This is a genomic window from Peteryoungia rhizophila (assembly GCF_004912145.1).
GTDB lineage: Bacteria > Pseudomonadota > Alphaproteobacteria > Rhizobiales > Rhizobiaceae > Allorhizobium > Allorhizobium rhizophilum.
Genome location: NZ_STGT01000003.1, coordinates 463,758 through 478,564, shown reverse-complemented (window position 1 = coordinate 478,564; position 14,807 = coordinate 463,758). Strand labels below are relative to the sequence as shown.

Genomic DNA, 14,807 nt, shown 5'->3' with positions numbered 1-14,807 from the left:
AACCCCGTTGCTTCAGCGCTTGACGGCCATTATAGCGGAGAAAACAGCTTATCCGGAGAATGCCATGTCTGTTGACCTCGCCACCGTCAAGCGCGTCGCGCGCCTTGCCCGCCTCGCTGTGAGTGAGGAGGATGCCGCGCGCATGACCGGGGAGCTGAACGGCATTCTCGGCTTCGTGGAGCAGCTGGACGAAGTCGACGTCACTGGCATCGAGCCGATGACATCGGTTACGCCCATGGCGATGAAGAAGCGCTCGGACGTCGTCACCGACGGCGACAAGGCGGACGCCATCGTCGCCAACGCGCCGGCCACCGACCGCAATTTCTTCCAGGTGCCGAAAGTCGTCGAGTAAGATCCGACATCGACCACCCGCGCAAGCCGCCCGCATTTTCCCGCCTTTATCGGCGAAGACAGTCTGAAGTGAACCTGCCATGAGCGAACTGACCAGCCTCACCATTGCCGAAGCCCGCGCGAAACTCGCCGCCAAGGAGATAAAGGCCGTCGAACTGACGGATGCCTATCTCTCCGCGATCGAGGGGGCGAATGGCGCCCTGAACGCCTATGTCGCCGTCACGCCCGATATCGCCCGTGACATGGCGAAGGCGTCCGACGCGCGGATCGCCGAAGGCACGGCTGGCGTGCTGGAAGGTATTCCGCTCGGTGTAAAGGATCTCTTCGCCACCAAGGGGGTGCACACCCAAGCCTGCAGCCACATCCTCGACGGCTTCAAGCCGGAATATGAATCGACCGTCACCACCAATCTGTGGGATGCCGGCGCCGTCATGCTCGGCAAGCTCAACATGGACGAATTCGCCATGGGCTCGTCCAACGAGAGCTCCTTTTACGGACCGGCCGTGAACCCTTGGAAAGCTTCGGGCTCCGACGACAAGCTGGTTCCGGGCGGCTCGTCCGGTGGCTCGGCCGCCGCCGTCGCCGCCCATCTCTGCGCGGGTGCGACCGCAACCGATACCGGCGGCTCGATCCGCCAGCCGGCCGCCTTCACCGGCACCGTCGGCATCAAGCCGACCTATGGTCGCTGCTCGCGCTGGGGCATCGTCGCCTTTGCCTCGTCGCTCGATCAGGCCGGCCCGATCGCCCGTGACGTGCGTGATGCCGCGATTCTCCTCAAGTCCATGGCAAGCACCGATGCGAAGGACACGACGTCCGTCGACCTGCCCGTGCCGGACTATGAGAAGGCCATCGGCGGCTCCGTGAAGGGCATGAAGATCGGCATCCCCCGCGAATACCGCATCGAAGGCATGTCGGAAGAGATTCTGGCGCTCTGGCAACAGGGCATCGCCTGGCTGAAGGAAGCCGGTGCCGAGATTGTCGACATCTCCCTGCCGCACACCAAATACGCTCTGCCGGCCTATTATATCGTGGCACCTGCCGAAGCCTCGTCGAACCTTGCCCGTTACGACGGCGTCCGCTACGGCCTGCGCGTTGACGGCAAGGATATTGCCGACATGTACGAAAAGACCCGGGCTGCCGGCTTCGGCAAGGAAGTCCAGCGCCGCATCATGATCGGCACCTATGTGCTGTCGGCCGGTTATTACGACGCCTACTACCTCAAGGCCCAGAAGGTCCGCACGCTGATCAAGCGCGACTTCGAACTCGCTTTCGAAGCCGGCGTCGACGCGATCCTGACGCCGATCACGCCGTCGTCTGCCTTCGCCATCGGCGACAAGGAACTCGCGGCCGATCCGGTCAAGATGTACCAGCAGGACGTCTTCAGCATCACGCTGAACATGGCGGGCCTGCCGGGTATCTCCGTTCCCGCCGGCCTCGACAGCAAGGGACTGCCGCTCGGCCTTCAGGTCATCGGCAAGCCCTTCGAGGAAGAAACCCTCTTCAAGACCGCCCATGTCATCGAACAGGCTGCCGGCAAGTTCACGCCGGCCAAGTGGTGGTAAAGGACTTCGTCATTCGTGACATGGTAGCGGCCGATGCTGATAGCGTCGGCCGCATCGGTTTCGATGCCTGGGCGGCCAATCCAGTGCTCAACGCCTATGGCGTCGACATGATGGTCAAGATCCGCCTGAGCTTCCGCCGCTTTGCCCAGGAACATTTCAGCCTGATCACCATCGGCGAACTCGGTGGCGAGATCGCCGGCTGGACCGCTCGCGAGGGTGCGCGTGACTATATCTCCGATCTCTGGGTCAGTCCGTCCCATCAGGGCCTCGGCATCGGCTCCGCCCTTGTCTCGGCGACACTGCGCGAGATGCGATCCGAAGGCCTGAAGCGGGCACGGATCGATACCCACGCAGCAAACGAGAGCGCCATCCGGCTCTATCAGGACCTGGGCTTTTCCATCGTCTGGCGCGGCATGCAGCATTCCCCATCCATGGGCATGATGGTCGAAAAGGTGAAAATGCAGCAGGTGTTTTAGCGGGAGCGGCGGCGCTGGCTTTCCATGTAAGCCTTCAGCACGGCGTTCATCCGCGTCTGATAGCCTTTGCCTTGCTGCCGAAACCACTCCAGCACCTCGCTGTCGACACGAACCGTAATCTGCGTCTTGGCCGATGGCGTAACGAGCTCTGCAGTCTCGAAGAACGCATCATCGAGCTCCGGAATGTCGCTGTAATCGATGTCCGCGTCCGACCGCGACTGCAGTTCTTTAAGACGTGCGGCGGAGATGGTCATGATACTTCTGCCTTTCTTTCCGGTTCGCCAGACGCGCCGAGATGATCCGAATGACACCGTCTCGGTCCGTATGAACGACCGTGATCACGATAAGCCCATGGATCGCGCCAATGCTGATGCGGCGGGTCTCGCCATAATCGCGGCGGCTGTCGACACCGGTCAGAACGTCACCTTCGAAGATCAGGCAGGCTTCCTCGAAGGATATCCCGTGCTTGATCTGATTGGCGACATTCTTCCCGGCATCCCATACGTAGCCCATGATCAAATGTAACTACGCACGTAGTGTCAGGCAAGTGCCCTGTAGGCAGCGCTCACCTGTTGTCCAGCTCCGCCCTGACGAGCCGCAAGCCCCGTTCGGTGATCCGGTAAGGCTTGCCCTGTTTCGAACTGATCGCCTTCAGCCGTTTCAGCCGCCGGAAGAGTTCGGTGTCGAAGCCGGGATAAAGCCAGCCGTCGCGGGAGAAGCACAGGGCCTTCTCGATCTTGCGTCTGTGATCGCGGTGAAGCTCGATCCATCCGCCTTGAGCCATGAGATGAAGGATACGCTGATCGGTGCGTGAAATGTCCATGTTGTTATGTCCGGAGAAGCACGCCTGAAAGCGCGCATGAAAACGTGTCCGGCGCCGCTGGGCGTCGGGGCTTCGTTTTCTGGCCCTGGCCGTTCGCTCCCGACGGGGGATCGCGGCAGGGCCTTTACCGGGACTCGGACAAACCGAACATCAAAACTCCTTTAGACGGAACGCAAATAGCACAACGCAGTCTTCCGCGTCCATTGCGTGCAGGACACACACTCTGGTCAAGAAGCATCCCCGGTGTTTTACTGCCGATAACGATGAGGTGATGATGGTCACGATCCGCAAGGCTCGAGAGGACGACGCGCAATTCCTGACGGCAATCGGCTTGCGCGCCTGGCGCAAGGCGATGACCTCTGTCGGTGAGGCGGCGGAAATGGCGGCCAATGCCCGCGATGCCTTCGCCCGGTTCACGCAGGACGGCTGGATCACCATCACGATCGTCGAGAAGTCCGGGATTATCGCCGGCTGGGCGGCCCGCGAGGACATGGACGAAGTCATCTCCGATTTCTGGATCGATCCGGGTTATGAGGGGCAGGGCCTCGGTGCGGCACTTCTGGCTGCCCTGGAAGACGAGATGCGGGCGCAGGGGTTCTCGCTTGCCCGCCTGCAGACCCATGCGATGAATGGCGACGCGCTGAGTTTCTTTGAGAAGAAGGGCTATACGGTGAACTGGCTCACTGTCAGCTACAATCCGAAGCTCGACCGCGACGTGCAGTCCGTCGGTCTGTCGAAGCCTCTGTCGGAAGAGCCAGCCACGGGCTATGGCCAGGAATTCTGAAGGCCGGCGCTGAGCAAGGGCGCCGAAATCATTGCCGCGATCTGGACCGCGAGCATGGTTGGTACAAGCCAGGTGAACGGCGCCTTGCGCGTCTTGTGGCGAAAGAGCCGCTGACCCAGGAATGCTCCGACGGCCCCAAAGAACACGATCGCCTTGATTAACCGCCGTTCCGGCACCCGCCGCTGCCCGTTCACAGCCGCACGCTTGTCGATGCCGAAGAGGAGCATCACGCCGAAGTTCCAGGCGAGGAGGAGGATGGCCGCGAGCAAGGTGGGCGAGGGGATCGGAAGGTTCGACATGCACCCTTTTACCCACGGATCGCTTAACGTTTGACTGCCGCCCAAATCCGCCGTCGACGGCAACCGCCGTGTCCTCTCCAGCCTTGCACCTTCGGCCCAATTGCTCTACCTCACGAGGCAACACGTCCACGCATGACACGAGCATCCGATGACCCTGGTAGACACCCGCACGCCTGATCCGAAACGCTTCATCCCCGGTGCCACCGGTGACTGGGAAGTCATCATCGGCATGGAAGTCCATGCCCAGGTCCTGTCGAACTCCAAGCTGTTTTCCGGCGCCTCGACCGTCTTCGGCAATGCGCCGAATTCCAACGTCTCGCTCGTCGATGCTGCCATGCCCGGCATGCTGCCCGTCATCAACGAGGAATGCGTGGCCCAGGCCGTGCGCACCGGTCTCGGCCTGAAGGCGCAGATCAACAAGCGCTCGATCTTCGACCGCAAGAACTACTTCTATCCGGACCTACCGCAGGGCTATCAGATCTCGCAGTTCAAGGACCCGATCGTCGGCGAGGGCAAGATCGTGATTTCGCTCGGACCCGACCGCCAGGGCAATTTCGAGGACATCGAAATCGGCATCGAGCGTTTGCACCTCGAACAGGATGCCGGCAAGTCGATGCATGACCAGCATCCGACCATGTCCTATGTGGATCTCAACCGCTCGGGCGTCGCCCTGATGGAAATCGTGTCGAAGCCCGACATGCGCTCCTCCGACGAAGCCAAGGCCTATATGACCAAGCTGCGCTCGATCGTGCGTTACCTCGGCACCTGCGACGGCAACATGGACGAAGGCTCGATGCGCGCCGACGTCAACGTCTCCGTGCGCAAGCCGGGCGGCGAATTCGGCACGCGCTGCGAAATCAAGAACGTCAACTCCATCCGCTTCATCGGCCAGGCGATCGAATACGAGGCCCGTCGCCAGATCGCGATCATCGAGGATGGCGGCACGATTGACCAGGAAACCCGCCTCTTCGATCCGGGCAAGGGCGAGACGCGCTCGATGCGCTCGAAGGAAGATGCGCATGACTATCGCTACTTCCCCGATCCGGACCTCTTGCCGCTCGAATTCGACGATGCCTTCATCGAGGCAATGAAGAAGGACCTGCCGGAACTGCCCGACGACAAGAAGGCGCGTTTCGTCGCCGAGCTTGGCCTCTCCGTCTACGACGCCTCCGTGCTCGTCTCGGAAAAGGCGATCGCCGACTATTTCGAAGCCGTGGCCGAGGGCCGCGACGGCAAGACGGCCGCCAACTGGGTCATCAACGACCTGCTGGGCGCCTTGAACAAAGCCGGCAAAACCATTGAAGAGACTCCGGTTTCGCCCGCCCAGCTCGGCGGCATCATCGATCTGATCAAGGCTGAAACCATCTCCGGCAAGATCGCCAAGGACCTCTTCGAAATCGTCTTCACCGAGGGCGGTGACCCGGCGGAAATCGTCGAGAGCCGCGGCATGAAGCAGGTGACCGACACCGGCGCCATCGAAAAGGCCGTCGACGAGATCATCGCGGCCAACCCCGACCAAGTCGCGAAGGTACTCGCCAAACCGACGCTTGCCGGCTGGTTCGTCGGTCAGGTGATGAAGTCGACAGGCGGCAAGGCCAACCCGCAGGCCGTCCAGGCGCTGGTCAAGGCCAAGCTCGGCATCGTCGAGGAATAAGGCATTGTTCTTCGTCCGCACAGCGACCGACCGGGATGTCGAACCGCTCCGCGCCCTGCTGACGCAGAGTTTCCACGCGACCTATGACCGGTTCTACGGCGTGACCAAGGTCGCCGAACTGATCGCGGCCTGGCATTCGCCGGCCGAGATCAAGCGGCGTATTCAGGTGAAGGGCGGCGAATATCTCGTCGCCGACGACGGCAAGCGCATCGGCGGCATGGCCTTCGCGGCCATGTCGGAAAAACTGACCAAGACAGCCGTCCTGCATCAGCTCTACGTCCATCCCGACCATCAGCGCCAGGGCATAGGCCGCGATCTCTTCGCGGAGATCGAGACCTGCTTTCCGGATGCCGAGATCCTCCGGCTGGAAGTCGAGCCTCAGAATGCCGGCGCCATTGCCTTCTACGAGGCGCATGATTTCGTCGAGGTCGACCGGACCAAGAATTGCGGTGGTCCCGATAGCGGGATCGAGGCTGTGATCATGGAAAAGCCGCTCAAGTGAGCGGCTTTTTTGTTATCTGCCTTTCGCTCAGTTGAAGGGCGGTTCCGTCACCTTGCCGTCTTCGTCGATCAGCTGCACGGCCGTGCACTCGATGAGATTGTCTTCCTTGGCATTGCTGCAGGCGAGCTCCGCGGCCTTCAGCGCCAATTCCCTGGTCTGCCAGCCGCAGGAGAACTGGTGCCAGTGCGGCCCGCCATCGGCCATCATGAAGATGTCCACACTCCAGTTGCCCGGATAACAGAAGGCATTGACCTGGCAATCCTCGACCGTCCCGCCGCCCTCGATGCACTGCTTGACGGCGCAGTCGATGGCGCTGGCCGCATCCGTTTCCGCGCACAGCCCCGAGCTCATCTCCGGCGCCTGCAGATAGGCGATCGCCTTGCGCCCGCCCTCCTGAGCTTCGGCCGCCATGGCAGAAAGGGTTACGCACAGAATTGTCACCAGTCGTCGCATGTCTGTCATCAAGAAGTCCCCCGGGATCGCTATGGAAAGCCAGACTAGCGCAAGGGCAGGGTAGGCATGCAAGTGCAAACAGTGACGATCCGGGAGGCCACCGAGAATGATCTGCAGGCGATCATCGCCCTCTTCGCCGATGACCCACTCGGCGGCCATGGCGACACCACCGATCCAGAGGCGCTACCCGACTATCGCGCTGCGTTCACCCGGATCGCCGCCTCGCCCAACGAAACGCTCTATGTCGCGGAGCTCGACGGCGAAGTGGTTGGCACCTTCCAGATCATGGTGACGACCACGATCACCGCGCGAGGCGCCTCGTCCATGATCATCGAGGCGGTGCAGACGCGCGCCGACATGCGGGGCAGGGGCATTGGCGCTGACATGATCGCTTATGCCATCGAGAAAGCCCACGAAACCGGCATGCGCCTCGTCCAGTTCACCTCGAATGCCGTGCGCAAGGACGCCCACCGATTCTACGAGCGGCTTGGTTTCACGCCCTCCCATATTGGCTTCAAGATGAAGCTGAAATGAGAGGGCTGCGACGGGGAATCACTGGACAAGCGCTGGTCGAGGCGGCATAAGCGAACGTAATCGACAAGGCCGTCCTGCGGCCTGCGGCTAGAGCCAAGGATACACGATGAAGCAGCTCCTCTTGCAGATCTTCACCTGGTGGAACGGCCAGACGATGGGCACCCGTTTCTTCACCTGGCGTCATGGCAAGCGCGTCGGCGAAGACGAATTCGGCAATGTCTATTACGAAGGCCCGATGACAAGTTGGGGCCAGCCGAAGCGCTGGGTGATCTACAACGGTTACGCCGAAGCCTCGAAGATCGCCTCTGGCTGGCACGGCTGGATGCATTACCGCACCGACACCCCGCCGTCGAAGGAAGACTACAAGCCGCGCGAATGGGAAAAGGCGCATCGCCCGAACCAGACCGGCACGGCTGCCGCCTATCGTCCGCAGGGTTCGATCGCCGCCACCGGCGAGCGTCCGCGCGTCACCGGCGACTATGATGCCTGGACGCCGGGCGGCTGATACCCGATTTGGCCATATTCCGGCATTAGGGCCTCTCCTGTGAGGCCCTTCTTGTATCTGGCCTTCGGTCGATATGGGCCAAGTGGATCCACGAAAGCGAGCGGACGATGAAATTGAGTGCATGGGCATGGGCCATTCCGGTTCTCGGGCTTGCCGCCACGGCATCGCTCGGCTTGGCTGGCAAGGCTGATGCCGCTCGCCTCGAAAATCCCGTCGCCGAATTCGCCGGCATCGACAAGATCACCGGTCGCATCACAACCTTCGACGTCTATGTCAACGAGACGGTCCAGTTCGGCGCCCTCCAGGTGACGCCGAAGATCTGCTATTCGCGCGACGAGACGGAAGCCCAGAAGATCGACGCCTTCATCGAGGTCGACGAGATCACGCTGGACCGCAAGATCCGCCGCATCTTTTCCGGCTGGATGTTCGCAGACAGCCCCGCACTCAATGCCGTAGAACACCCGATCTATGACGTCTGGCTGACCGGCTGCAAGACAAACTCGGAAGTTCCGGCCCCGCCCGGCGTCGAGGCCGTCGCCAAGCCCGCCCCCGAGCCGGACAAGCCGGCCACTGCCGCTACCCCCGCGCCGACTGCAGCGTCTGTGCCGCCGGGTACAACGGTCACCGATCCGTCCCAGGCCACCATTCCGGGCGCCGACCCCAATCAGGTCGCCGTGCCGCCGCTCGACGCCCCGGTCGAAGTGCCGAACGAGGTCATTGGCGGAACCGTGCCGCAGGACGAATTCCTGCAGGATGGCCAGGCCTTCCCGCAGGACGGCCAGCCCTATCCCCAGGACGGCCAGCCGTTCCCGCAGGATGGCGGCTTCCCCCAGGACGAGCCGCTGCAGCCGCAGCCGTCACCCGCTCCGCCCGGAGGTGTCGGCCTCTACTGAGGCCGTCCTGACCGCGCCGACATTTTCCGTCCAGTTGAGCCGTCCGCCGTCCGAGCCACCATTCGCAACCGATGAGCCGAACCATTCGCGCCGCTGTTGACATCGCGGCTGAATGAGAACAAGAAGAGAACGAACAGGAGTTCTCTTCATGTCCCTCTCCGAAAAATTCATCGTCCTTCCCTTCAAGAAGAACCGCGGCAACATCGTGCCCGGCGAGATGCGCCAGGCCTCGAGCGCTGCCAGCGCCGAAAAGATAGCCACCGCCATGTCCGCCCGCCACATCGGCGTCGCTGCCTATTCCGTGCAGGTCGACGAGGAGAGCGGCGACATGTCGAGCCCCAAGCTCATCGTCGGCTTCGGCGAGACGGCGGATCTCAACGCGGCTTGAGCCGCCATCTGCTCTTCCACCGTGTGCGGAGATGCCCGCCCATCGGCAAGCTCAGGAGGGCAGAGGGGGCTCCGGACACGACGCCTCCATCCCCCTTGACGCAACTGTCCTGCAGGCGTGCAATGCCTCCCCGTCAGCATCTCTGGGAGGAGAAACCATGGCCATTGCGAAGAACACCATCTGCATCTGGTACGACCGCGACGCCGAAGAAGCGGCGCGCTTCTATGCGAGCGTCTTTCCCGACAGCCACGTGAAGGCCGTCCACCGCGCCCCTTCCGATTATCCCTCCGGCAAGGCGGGCGACGTGCTGACCGTCGACTTCACCGTCGCCGGCATCCCCTGCATGGGCCTCAACGGCGGCCCCGCTTTCCAGCAATCCGAAGCCTTCTCCTTCCAGATCTCGACGGAAGACCAGGAAGAAACTGACCGCTACTGGAATGCCATTGTCGGCAATGGCGGCAAGGAAAGCGCCTGTGGCTGGTGCAAGGACAGATGGGGCATCAACTGGCAGATCACGCCGCGCGCGCTGACGGAGGCCATGGCAGCCGGTGGCGCGGAAGCCAAGCGCGCCTTCGAGGCGATGATGGAGATGGGCAAGATCGATGTCGCGAAGATCGAGGCCGCGCGGCGGGGGTGAGGGGGCTTGGATTTCGTTCGCCATCGTAAAGACTGGACGAAGAGCGATGGGTGCGGTAGCCGAGATGGGCGACCCGGTGTCTGGAGTTTAGGATGGCGCTACCCACTCTGTTTTCGCCGTCTCGGAACTGTTGGCGGACCGAAAGGGCGGACGAGTTCTCGATCCTCATCGATGCCAATGACTACTTCACCTCGATCCGCGCCTCGATGATGGCAGCGAAACGGACGATCTTCTTTGTCGGTTGGGACTTCGATGCCTCCATCACCCTCGGCCACCCCAAGGTGGATGATGGCGCCCCTCGCGGTGTCGGAGACTTCCTCCTCTGGCTGGCGCGTCGCACCCCGGGCCTCGAGATCAGGATCTTGCTGTGGAGCCCGGCGCCACTCGCCAGTTGGGCAAGGCTCTCGAACCTTCCCTACCTCTTGCGCTGGAAATGGAACCGTCAGATTTCCGTTCGTCTGGATGGCAAGCACCCGCTAGGCAGCTCGCACCATCAGAAGATGCTGGTGATCGATGATACCGTCGCCTACTGCGGTGGCATCGACGTCACCCTGGATCGATGGGACACGCGGGAGCATCTGGACGAGAACCCCGACAGGCGCCGGCCCAACGGCAAGCCTTATGGACCATGGCATGACATATCCAGCCGTTTCACGGGACCTGCAGCGCGGGCACTCGGCGAATTGTGCCGGCATCGATGGACCCGTGCAGGCGGAAAAGACGTGCCGGTCGTCGATAGCTTGCCCACCCCTTCCGACAGCGCCCCGAGCTTTTCCTTTGGCACGGTCGACCTCGCGATTGCCCGAACGAGCCCGGCCTATCAGGAGGAGAGCGCAGTCACGGAGATCGAGCAGCTCTATCTCGACATGATCAATGCGGCTCGGAGCACGGTCTATGCCGAGAGCCAGTACTTCGCATCGCGGGCCATCGCCCAGGCAATCGCACGAAGGCTCGCGGAGCCGGATGGACCGGAATTCGTCCTGATCAATCCTGTCATCTCCGACAACTGGCTCGGCACCATCGCCATGGACACCGCCCGCGCCCGTCTCGTCGAATCCCTGCGCCGGCACGATCCCTACGGACGGTTCAGGATCTACCACCCCATGACGGCCAAGGGCCAAGCGATTTACGTCCATGCAAAGCTGATGATTGTCGACGACCTCTATCTTCGCCTCGGCTCGTCCAACATGAACAACCGATCGATGCGCTTCGACCAGGAATGCGACGTCGCTCTGGAGGCGGGCGGTTCGGAAGAGCTTTCTCTGAGGATCGCGAACTTCAGGAATGACCTGCTGGCCGAGCATCTGGATGCGACGCCAGACGCGGTCGATCAGGCGATCCGAGAATGCGGCTCGCTGATTGCGGCCATCGACATGCTGCGTGCCAAAAACGAAGCCGCCGGCCGCGCCACACTCAAACCCTATGAGACCCCCGAAATATCGGACATCGAACAGTGGCTCGCCGATCACGAGATTCTGGATCCCGAGGGTTCCGAAGCGGTTTTTGAGCCGATCGAGAAGCGCGGCCTGTTCCGGGGACGGCTGAAGCGTCCTGTGAGGCAGAAGGTGCGAGGGTAGTGGCTGGTTCGTTTGTTGTCGGGCGTGACACTCAGCATACTGAGGGCCGGCGGAGGGGAGGCCGAGCGTGCGTTCTTGGCGATGATGGAAATGCGTAAGATTGACGTCCCGAAGATTGAGGCGGCGAGAAGGGGATGCGGGAGTCACCGCGCACGGATCATGGCTTTCAGCCGCTTTTGTTCTCGGCCGCGATGGCGGCAACCGCTCGATCCAGTTCTGCGGTTAATTTTGCTTTTTCTGCGGCTTCATATCGCTCCTCAAGCATCATGATTACGGCTGCGCGTACCACGGGGAAGTAAAGCCGACAGTCTGCTTCAGTCAGTTCGTGAAGACCCTTGGAAAGAATACTGTAAGCGTCTTTGTACCGAATTAAAGCAGGTGGAAGAACGGCGGCGAGTTCGTTTATCCGTTCAGCCATCCGCATGCCTTTGAACTCAGCCTCACGCTCGCCCAGGGGATCGGCTGAAGATCGGGCGCTTTCAACTAACTTTCGAAGATACGCCGCAGATAAACAAATGCGCCGATGCCAATTCCGTGCGCAAACAAGCCGGTAGCCTTCCGCATTTCGGTAAATTCGTCCCCGAGGACTTTGCGGTAGCGTTCGATGTCCGCACCAGCCACATCTTCTAACGATGGCGTCTGCCCCACTTTTGTTAGAAGTGCCTGTGTTTCGTCATAGCTGAAGAAGTAGCTATAGAGATGGTCCGGGCGTCTTGAGCACCCCAAATGCAGCGCAAACTGGCCACCTTCCAACTTCAACCGATTTAGCTTGGCTTTCGATGGTTCGTTGAAAGTTGCGAAATGTTGCATCTGCCCTACGTCTGAAGGTACCCTGTCCGTCAATGTTCTAAATGTGGATGCTTTCTCGCAATAGATACAATGAGCATCGAACTGTTGAGCGCCAAATTTAAGCGATCCAATAAAAGTGGCATCACGCACAGGCTTCAATTGAATTGGAGCATATAGCGTGTGTTCAAGACATAGCTGCTTTACTGATGGTGGAGTTGGCGCTGAATCCTGCCGCGATTTGATTTCTGCGGCGCTCGCATTTATCAAGAGCTTCGACATCTGTTCAGTTGTTCCAATCCCTGCGGTGCCGCATTTCAAATATATTTGGACAAATCTAGATTGCAGCTGCGCGGGCTGCAATACTCGGTTTGCATAAGTCTAGACGGGGATGGTCCTGGTTGCTATCGTCACCGAACTGGAGCTTACGGTTGCGTTCAGACGAAAACTGGTTGCAGCCAAGCGGCCATGATACGGATCGCTTCCCATTTGCGCGGGAATGACAAGGTCTAGATAAGTAATCTGGTGGTTTAGGGGCGATCAAACTGCGCCGACTCCTGCGGCGCACGTTTCTCTAGTGTTACTGCGCGTACACGCCTGCCTATCTCTCAAAACCTCACCGTGTCCCCCTCCATCGCCTTATCCAGCAACAGCCCATACGCCTCTTTCGGAATATCCACCGCCCCAAACGTCTTCAGATGCTCGGTGGTGAACTGCGTGTCGAGCAGCGTAAACCCTTGGCTCTTCAGCCGCTCCACCAGATACACGAGACAGATCTTCGACGCATTCGTGCGCCGCGAAAACATGCTCTCGCCGAAAAACGCCGAGCCCAGCGACACGCCGTAGAGACCCCCGACCAGCTCCTCGCCCTCCCAGGCCTCGACGCTGTGGGCGTGGCCGAGGCGGTGCAGGGCGCTGTAGAGTTCGCGGATGGTCTGGTTGATCCAGGTGCTGGGCCGATCGGGGGCGGCTTCCGCGCATTTGTCCACCACCTGGTCGAAGGCGGTGTTGAAGCGGATGTCGAAGGGGCGTCTGCGGATGGCCTTGGCAAGGCTCGCAGAGACGTGGAAGTCGTCGAGGGGAATGATCCCCCGGATTTCCGGCTCGACCCAGAAGAGTTCCGGGTCGTCGGCGGCATCCGACATCGGGAACATCCCGATGGAATAGGCGCGCAGCAGGAGTTCCGGCGTAATGCTTCGGTCCCTGCTGCGTCGCCCAGCCATGGTTTACTTGGCCGAGGTTTCGGCCAGATATTTTTCCAGCCAGTGGATGTCGTAGTCGCCATTGGCGATGTCCTGGTTGGACACGAGATCCTGGAACAGCGGCAGCGTCGTCTTGATGCCGTCGACGACGAATTCGTCGAGCACGCGGCGCAGACGCATCATGCATTCGACGCGGGTGCGTCCATGCACGATCAGCTTGCCGATCAGGCTGTCATAGTAGGGCGGGATCTTGTAGCCGGCATAGGCGCCGGAATCGACGCGAACGCCGAGGCCACCCGGTGCATGGAAATGCGTGATCGTGCCGGGCGAGGGCACGAAGGTGCGCGGATCCTCGGCATTGATGCGGCATTCGATGGCATGACCGGAAAAGACGATCTCGTCCTGCGTGACGGAGAGGCCAGCGCCCGACGCGACGCGGATCTGCTCATGCACGAGGTCGATGCCGGTGATGGCTTCGGTAATCGGATGCTCGACCTGCAGGCGGGTGTTCATCTCGATGAAAAAGAACTCGCCGTTTTCGTAGAGGAATTCGATCGTGCCGGCGCCCCGGTACTTCATCTTCTTCATCGCGTCAGCGCAGATCTGGCCGATCTTCATCCGCTGCTCGACATTGAGGGCAGGGGAGTTGGCTTCTTCCCAGACCTTCTGGTGGCGGCGCTGCAGCGAGCAGTCGCGTTCACCGAGATGGATGGCGTTGCCGGCACCGTCACCGACGATCTGCACTTCGATATGGCGCGGCTTGCCGAGATATTTTTCCATGTAGACGGCGTCGTTGCCGAAAGCGGCGAGCGCTTCGGAGCGGGCAGTCGACACGGCTTCTTCCAGCTCGGCCTCGTTCTTCGCCACCTTCATGCCGCGGCCACCGCCACCGGCGGTCGCCTTGATCAGAACCGGGAAGCCGATCTCGCGGGCGATCTTCAGTGCGTTTTCCGGCAGAACTTCGCCGTCCGAGCCCGGAACGACCGGGATGCCGAGTTCGACCGCGGTCTTCTTCGCCGTGATCTTGTCGCCCATCAGGCGGATATGCTCCGCCGTCGGTCCGATGAAGGTGATGCCATGCGCGTCGAGGATATCGGCGAACTTGGCGTTCTCTGACAGGAAGCCGTAGCCCGGATGCACGGCGTCAGCACCGGTGATTTCGCAGGCAGCGACGATCTGGTGAATGTTGAGATAGCTGTCGCGTGACGGCGGCGGGCCGATGCAAACGCTTTCGTCAGCAAGGCGCACATGCATGGCGTTTGCGTCGGCGGTCGAATGGACCGCCACGGTCGCAATGCCGAGCTCCTTGCAGGCGCGCAGTACGCGCAGCGCGATTTCGCCTCTGTTGGCGATGAGGATCTTCGAGATACCGCTCATCGGA

General features: G+C 61.2%; 20 protein-coding genes and 2 pseudogenes. 13 read left to right on the top strand and 9 right to left on the bottom strand.

Features of this window, described 5'->3' with window-relative positions; genetic code table 11:
• Nucleotides 1-64 precede the first annotated feature (64 nt).
• From gatC to E9677_RS13460, 3 genes are all read left to right on the top strand, one after another.
• A complete protein-coding gene (gene gatC / locus E9677_RS13470) occupies nucleotides 65-352 on the top strand; it encodes an Asp-tRNA(Asn)/Glu-tRNA(Gln) amidotransferase subunit GatC (RefSeq protein WP_136558587.1) in 288 nt (95 codons plus the stop codon).
• 79 nt (nucleotides 353-431) lie between these two features.
• The gene (gatA, locus tag E9677_RS13465; protein WP_136558586.1) at nucleotides 432-1,913 is read left to right on the top strand and encodes an Asp-tRNA(Asn)/Glu-tRNA(Gln) amidotransferase subunit GatA; all 1,482 of its coding nucleotides are present in this window, start codon (nucleotides 432-434) and stop codon (nucleotides 1,911-1,913) included.
• The gene (locus E9677_RS13460; protein WP_136558585.1) at nucleotides 1,907-2,389 is read left to right on the top strand and encodes a GNAT family N-acetyltransferase; all 483 of its coding nucleotides are present in this window, start codon (nucleotides 1,907-1,909) and stop codon (nucleotides 2,387-2,389) included. Before gatA ends, E9677_RS13460 begins: the two co-directional genes overlap by 7 nt.
• Here the strand turns inward: E9677_RS13460 and E9677_RS13455 are convergent.
• From E9677_RS13455 to E9677_RS13445, 3 genes are read right to left on the bottom strand one after another with little or no spacing between them, the layout of a single operon-like run.
• The gene (locus E9677_RS13455; RefSeq protein WP_136558584.1) at nucleotides 2,386-2,643 is read right to left on the bottom strand and encodes a BrnA antitoxin family protein; all 258 of its coding nucleotides are present in this window, start codon (nucleotides 2,641-2,643) and stop codon (nucleotides 2,386-2,388) included. The two genes, E9677_RS13460 and E9677_RS13455, sit on opposite strands and share 4 nt — an antisense overlap.
• Nucleotides 2,618-2,902, bottom strand: a complete 285-nt coding sequence (locus tag E9677_RS13450) for a BrnT family toxin (RefSeq protein WP_136558583.1) — start codon at nucleotides 2,900-2,902, stop codon at nucleotides 2,618-2,620. The genes E9677_RS13455 and E9677_RS13450 overlap by 26 nt, the downstream gene beginning before the upstream one ends.
• A 52-nt stretch (nucleotides 2,903-2,954) precedes the next feature.
• Nucleotides 2,955-3,212, bottom strand: coding sequence for a YjhX family toxin (locus E9677_RS13445; RefSeq protein WP_136558582.1), 258 nt, complete (start codon nucleotides 3,210-3,212; stop codon nucleotides 2,955-2,957).
• A 274-nt stretch (nucleotides 3,213-3,486) separates the two neighbouring features.
• Here E9677_RS13445 and E9677_RS13440 point away from each other — a divergent pair, with 274 nt between their 5' ends.
• Entirely contained in the window at nucleotides 3,487-3,996 is a 510-nt protein-coding gene (locus E9677_RS13440) for a GNAT family N-acetyltransferase (RefSeq protein ID WP_136559060.1), read from the top strand.
• On the opposite strand, the gene E9677_RS13435 is transcribed toward E9677_RS13440, so the two are convergent.
• Nucleotides 3,978-4,295: a DUF1294 domain-containing protein gene (locus E9677_RS13435; protein ID WP_205910139.1), complete on the bottom strand. Its 318-nt coding sequence runs from the start codon at nucleotides 4,293-4,295 to the stop codon at nucleotides 3,978-3,980. The two genes, E9677_RS13440 and E9677_RS13435, sit on opposite strands and share 19 nt — an antisense overlap.
• A gap of 148 nt (nucleotides 4,296-4,443) precedes the next feature.
• Between E9677_RS13435 and gatB the strand changes: the two genes are divergently transcribed.
• On the top strand, nucleotides 4,444-5,949 hold the full coding sequence (gene gatB, locus E9677_RS13430) for an Asp-tRNA(Asn)/Glu-tRNA(Gln) amidotransferase subunit GatB (protein ID WP_136558581.1): 1,506 nt from the start codon (nucleotides 4,444-4,446) through the stop codon (nucleotides 5,947-5,949).
• 4 nt (nucleotides 5,950-5,953) lie between these two features.
• Nucleotides 5,954-6,451 (top strand): GNAT family N-acetyltransferase, encoded by a 498-nt coding sequence (locus E9677_RS13425; protein ID WP_136558580.1) that lies wholly within the window; start codon nucleotides 5,954-5,956, stop codon nucleotides 6,449-6,451.
• A 27-nt stretch (nucleotides 6,452-6,478) separates the two neighbouring features.
• Here E9677_RS13425 and E9677_RS13420 read toward each other — a convergent pair whose 3' ends face one another.
• On the bottom strand, nucleotides 6,479-6,913 hold the full coding sequence (locus tag E9677_RS13420; RefSeq protein ID WP_136558579.1) for a hypothetical protein: 435 nt from the start codon (nucleotides 6,911-6,913) through the stop codon (nucleotides 6,479-6,481).
• Nucleotides 6,914-6,970: 57 nt separating this feature from the next.
• Here E9677_RS13420 and E9677_RS13415 point away from each other — a divergent pair, with 57 nt between their 5' ends.
• From E9677_RS13415 to E9677_RS13385, 7 genes and pseudogenes are all read left to right on the top strand, one after another.
• Nucleotides 6,971-7,438 (top strand): GNAT family N-acetyltransferase, encoded by a 468-nt coding sequence (locus E9677_RS13415; protein WP_136558578.1) that lies wholly within the window; start codon nucleotides 6,971-6,973, stop codon nucleotides 7,436-7,438.
• A 106-nt stretch (nucleotides 7,439-7,544) separates the two neighbouring features.
• Nucleotides 7,545-7,943 carry an NADH:ubiquinone oxidoreductase subunit NDUFA12 gene (locus tag E9677_RS13410; RefSeq protein WP_136558577.1) on the top strand — a complete coding sequence of 133 codons (399 nt, stop codon included), beginning with the start codon at nucleotides 7,545-7,547 and terminating at the stop codon, nucleotides 7,941-7,943.
• Nucleotides 7,944-8,050: 107 nt separating this feature from the next.
• Nucleotides 8,051-8,485, top strand: a pseudogene (locus E9677_RS25555) (DUF2155 domain-containing protein); the annotation flags it as partial.
• Between the two features lie 499 nt (nucleotides 8,486-8,984).
• Entirely contained in the window at nucleotides 8,985-9,224 is a 240-nt protein-coding gene (locus tag E9677_RS13400) for a hypothetical protein (RefSeq protein ID WP_136558575.1), read from the top strand.
• A gap of 157 nt (nucleotides 9,225-9,381) precedes the next feature.
• Complete coding sequence (locus tag E9677_RS13395; RefSeq protein WP_168801208.1) at nucleotides 9,382-9,861, top strand: VOC family protein; 480 nt, start codon at nucleotides 9,382-9,384, stop codon at nucleotides 9,859-9,861.
• A 92-nt stretch (nucleotides 9,862-9,953) separates the two neighbouring features.
• Nucleotides 9,954-11,438, top strand: a complete 1,485-nt coding sequence (locus E9677_RS13390) for a phospholipase D-like domain-containing protein (RefSeq protein WP_136558574.1) — start codon at nucleotides 9,954-9,956, stop codon at nucleotides 11,436-11,438.
• 9 nt (nucleotides 11,439-11,447) lie between these two features.
• Nucleotides 11,448-11,573 (top strand): annotated as a pseudogene (locus tag E9677_RS13385) (VOC family protein); the annotation flags it as partial.
• Nucleotides 11,574-11,604: 31 nt separating this feature from the next.
• On the opposite strand, the gene E9677_RS25195 reads toward E9677_RS13385, so the two are convergent.
• From E9677_RS25195 to accC, 4 genes are all read right to left on the bottom strand, one after another.
• Complete coding sequence (locus E9677_RS25195; RefSeq protein ID WP_168801192.1) at nucleotides 11,605-11,856, bottom strand: hypothetical protein; 252 nt, start codon at nucleotides 11,854-11,856, stop codon at nucleotides 11,605-11,607.
• Nucleotides 11,857-11,921: 65 nt separating this feature from the next.
• Nucleotides 11,922-12,506 (bottom strand): hypothetical protein, encoded by a 585-nt coding sequence (locus E9677_RS13380; protein ID WP_136558573.1) that lies wholly within the window; start codon nucleotides 12,504-12,506, stop codon nucleotides 11,922-11,924.
• Nucleotides 12,507-12,832: 326 nt separating this feature from the next.
• Nucleotides 12,833-13,447, bottom strand: coding sequence for a leucyl/phenylalanyl-tRNA--protein transferase (aat, locus tag E9677_RS13375; RefSeq protein WP_136558572.1), 615 nt, complete (start codon nucleotides 13,445-13,447; stop codon nucleotides 12,833-12,835).
• A 3-nt stretch (nucleotides 13,448-13,450) separates the two neighbouring features.
• Complete coding sequence (accC, locus tag E9677_RS13370; RefSeq protein ID WP_136558571.1) at nucleotides 13,451-14,803, bottom strand: acetyl-CoA carboxylase biotin carboxylase subunit; 1,353 nt, start codon at nucleotides 14,801-14,803, stop codon at nucleotides 13,451-13,453.
• Nucleotides 14,804-14,807 lie beyond the last annotated feature (4 nt).

What these genes read in the sequence shown, in the direction of transcription:
- aat (WP_136558572.1), bottom strand. Translation starts at nt 13,447, where the DNA reads ATGGCTGGGCGACGCAGCAGGGACCGAAGCATTACGCCGGAACTCCTG.
- E9677_RS13455 (WP_136558584.1), bottom strand. Translation starts at nt 2,643, where the DNA reads ATGACCATCTCCGCCGCACGTCTTAAAGAACTGCAGTCGCGGTCGGAC.
- E9677_RS13380 (WP_136558573.1), bottom strand. Translation starts at nt 12,506, where the DNA reads ATGTCGAAGCTCTTGATAAATGCGAGCGCCGCAGAAATCAAATCGCGG.
- E9677_RS13440 (WP_136559060.1), top strand. Translation starts at nt 3,487, where the DNA reads ATGGTCACGATCCGCAAGGCTCGAGAGGACGACGCGCAATTCCTGACG.
- accC (WP_136558571.1), bottom strand. Translation starts at nt 14,803, where the DNA reads ATGAGCGGTATCTCGAAGATCCTCATCGCCAACAGAGGCGAAATCGCG.
- E9677_RS13400 (WP_136558575.1), top strand. Translation starts at nt 8,985, where the DNA reads ATGTCCCTCTCCGAAAAATTCATCGTCCTTCCCTTCAAGAAGAACCGC.
- E9677_RS13450 (WP_136558583.1), bottom strand. Translation starts at nt 2,902, where the DNA reads ATGGGCTACGTATGGGATGCCGGGAAGAATGTCGCCAATCAGATCAAG.
- gatB (WP_136558581.1), top strand. Translation starts at nt 4,444, where the DNA reads ATGACCCTGGTAGACACCCGCACGCCTGATCCGAAACGCTTCATCCCC.
- E9677_RS13435 (WP_205910139.1), bottom strand. Translation starts at nt 4,295, where the DNA reads ATGTCGAACCTTCCGATCCCCTCGCCCACCTTGCTCGCGGCCATCCTC.
- gatC (WP_136558587.1), top strand. Translation starts at nt 65, where the DNA reads ATGTCTGTTGACCTCGCCACCGTCAAGCGCGTCGCGCGCCTTGCCCGC.
- E9677_RS13445 (WP_136558582.1), bottom strand. Translation starts at nt 3,212, where the DNA reads ATGGACATTTCACGCACCGATCAGCGTATCCTTCATCTCATGGCTCAA.
- gatA (WP_136558586.1), top strand. Translation starts at nt 432, where the DNA reads ATGAGCGAACTGACCAGCCTCACCATTGCCGAAGCCCGCGCGAAACTC.
- E9677_RS13410 (WP_136558577.1), top strand. Translation starts at nt 7,545, where the DNA reads ATGAAGCAGCTCCTCTTGCAGATCTTCACCTGGTGGAACGGCCAGACG.
- E9677_RS13390 (WP_136558574.1), top strand. Translation starts at nt 9,954, where the DNA reads ATGGCGCTACCCACTCTGTTTTCGCCGTCTCGGAACTGTTGGCGGACC.
- E9677_RS13415 (WP_136558578.1), top strand. Translation starts at nt 6,971, where the DNA reads ATGCAAGTGCAAACAGTGACGATCCGGGAGGCCACCGAGAATGATCTG.
- E9677_RS25195 (WP_168801192.1), bottom strand. Translation starts at nt 11,856, where the DNA reads ATGGCTGAACGGATAAACGAACTCGCCGCCGTTCTTCCACCTGCTTTA.
- E9677_RS13395 (WP_168801208.1), top strand. Translation starts at nt 9,382, where the DNA reads ATGGCCATTGCGAAGAACACCATCTGCATCTGGTACGACCGCGACGCC.
- E9677_RS13420 (WP_136558579.1), bottom strand. Translation starts at nt 6,913, where the DNA reads ATGACAGACATGCGACGACTGGTGACAATTCTGTGCGTAACCCTTTCT.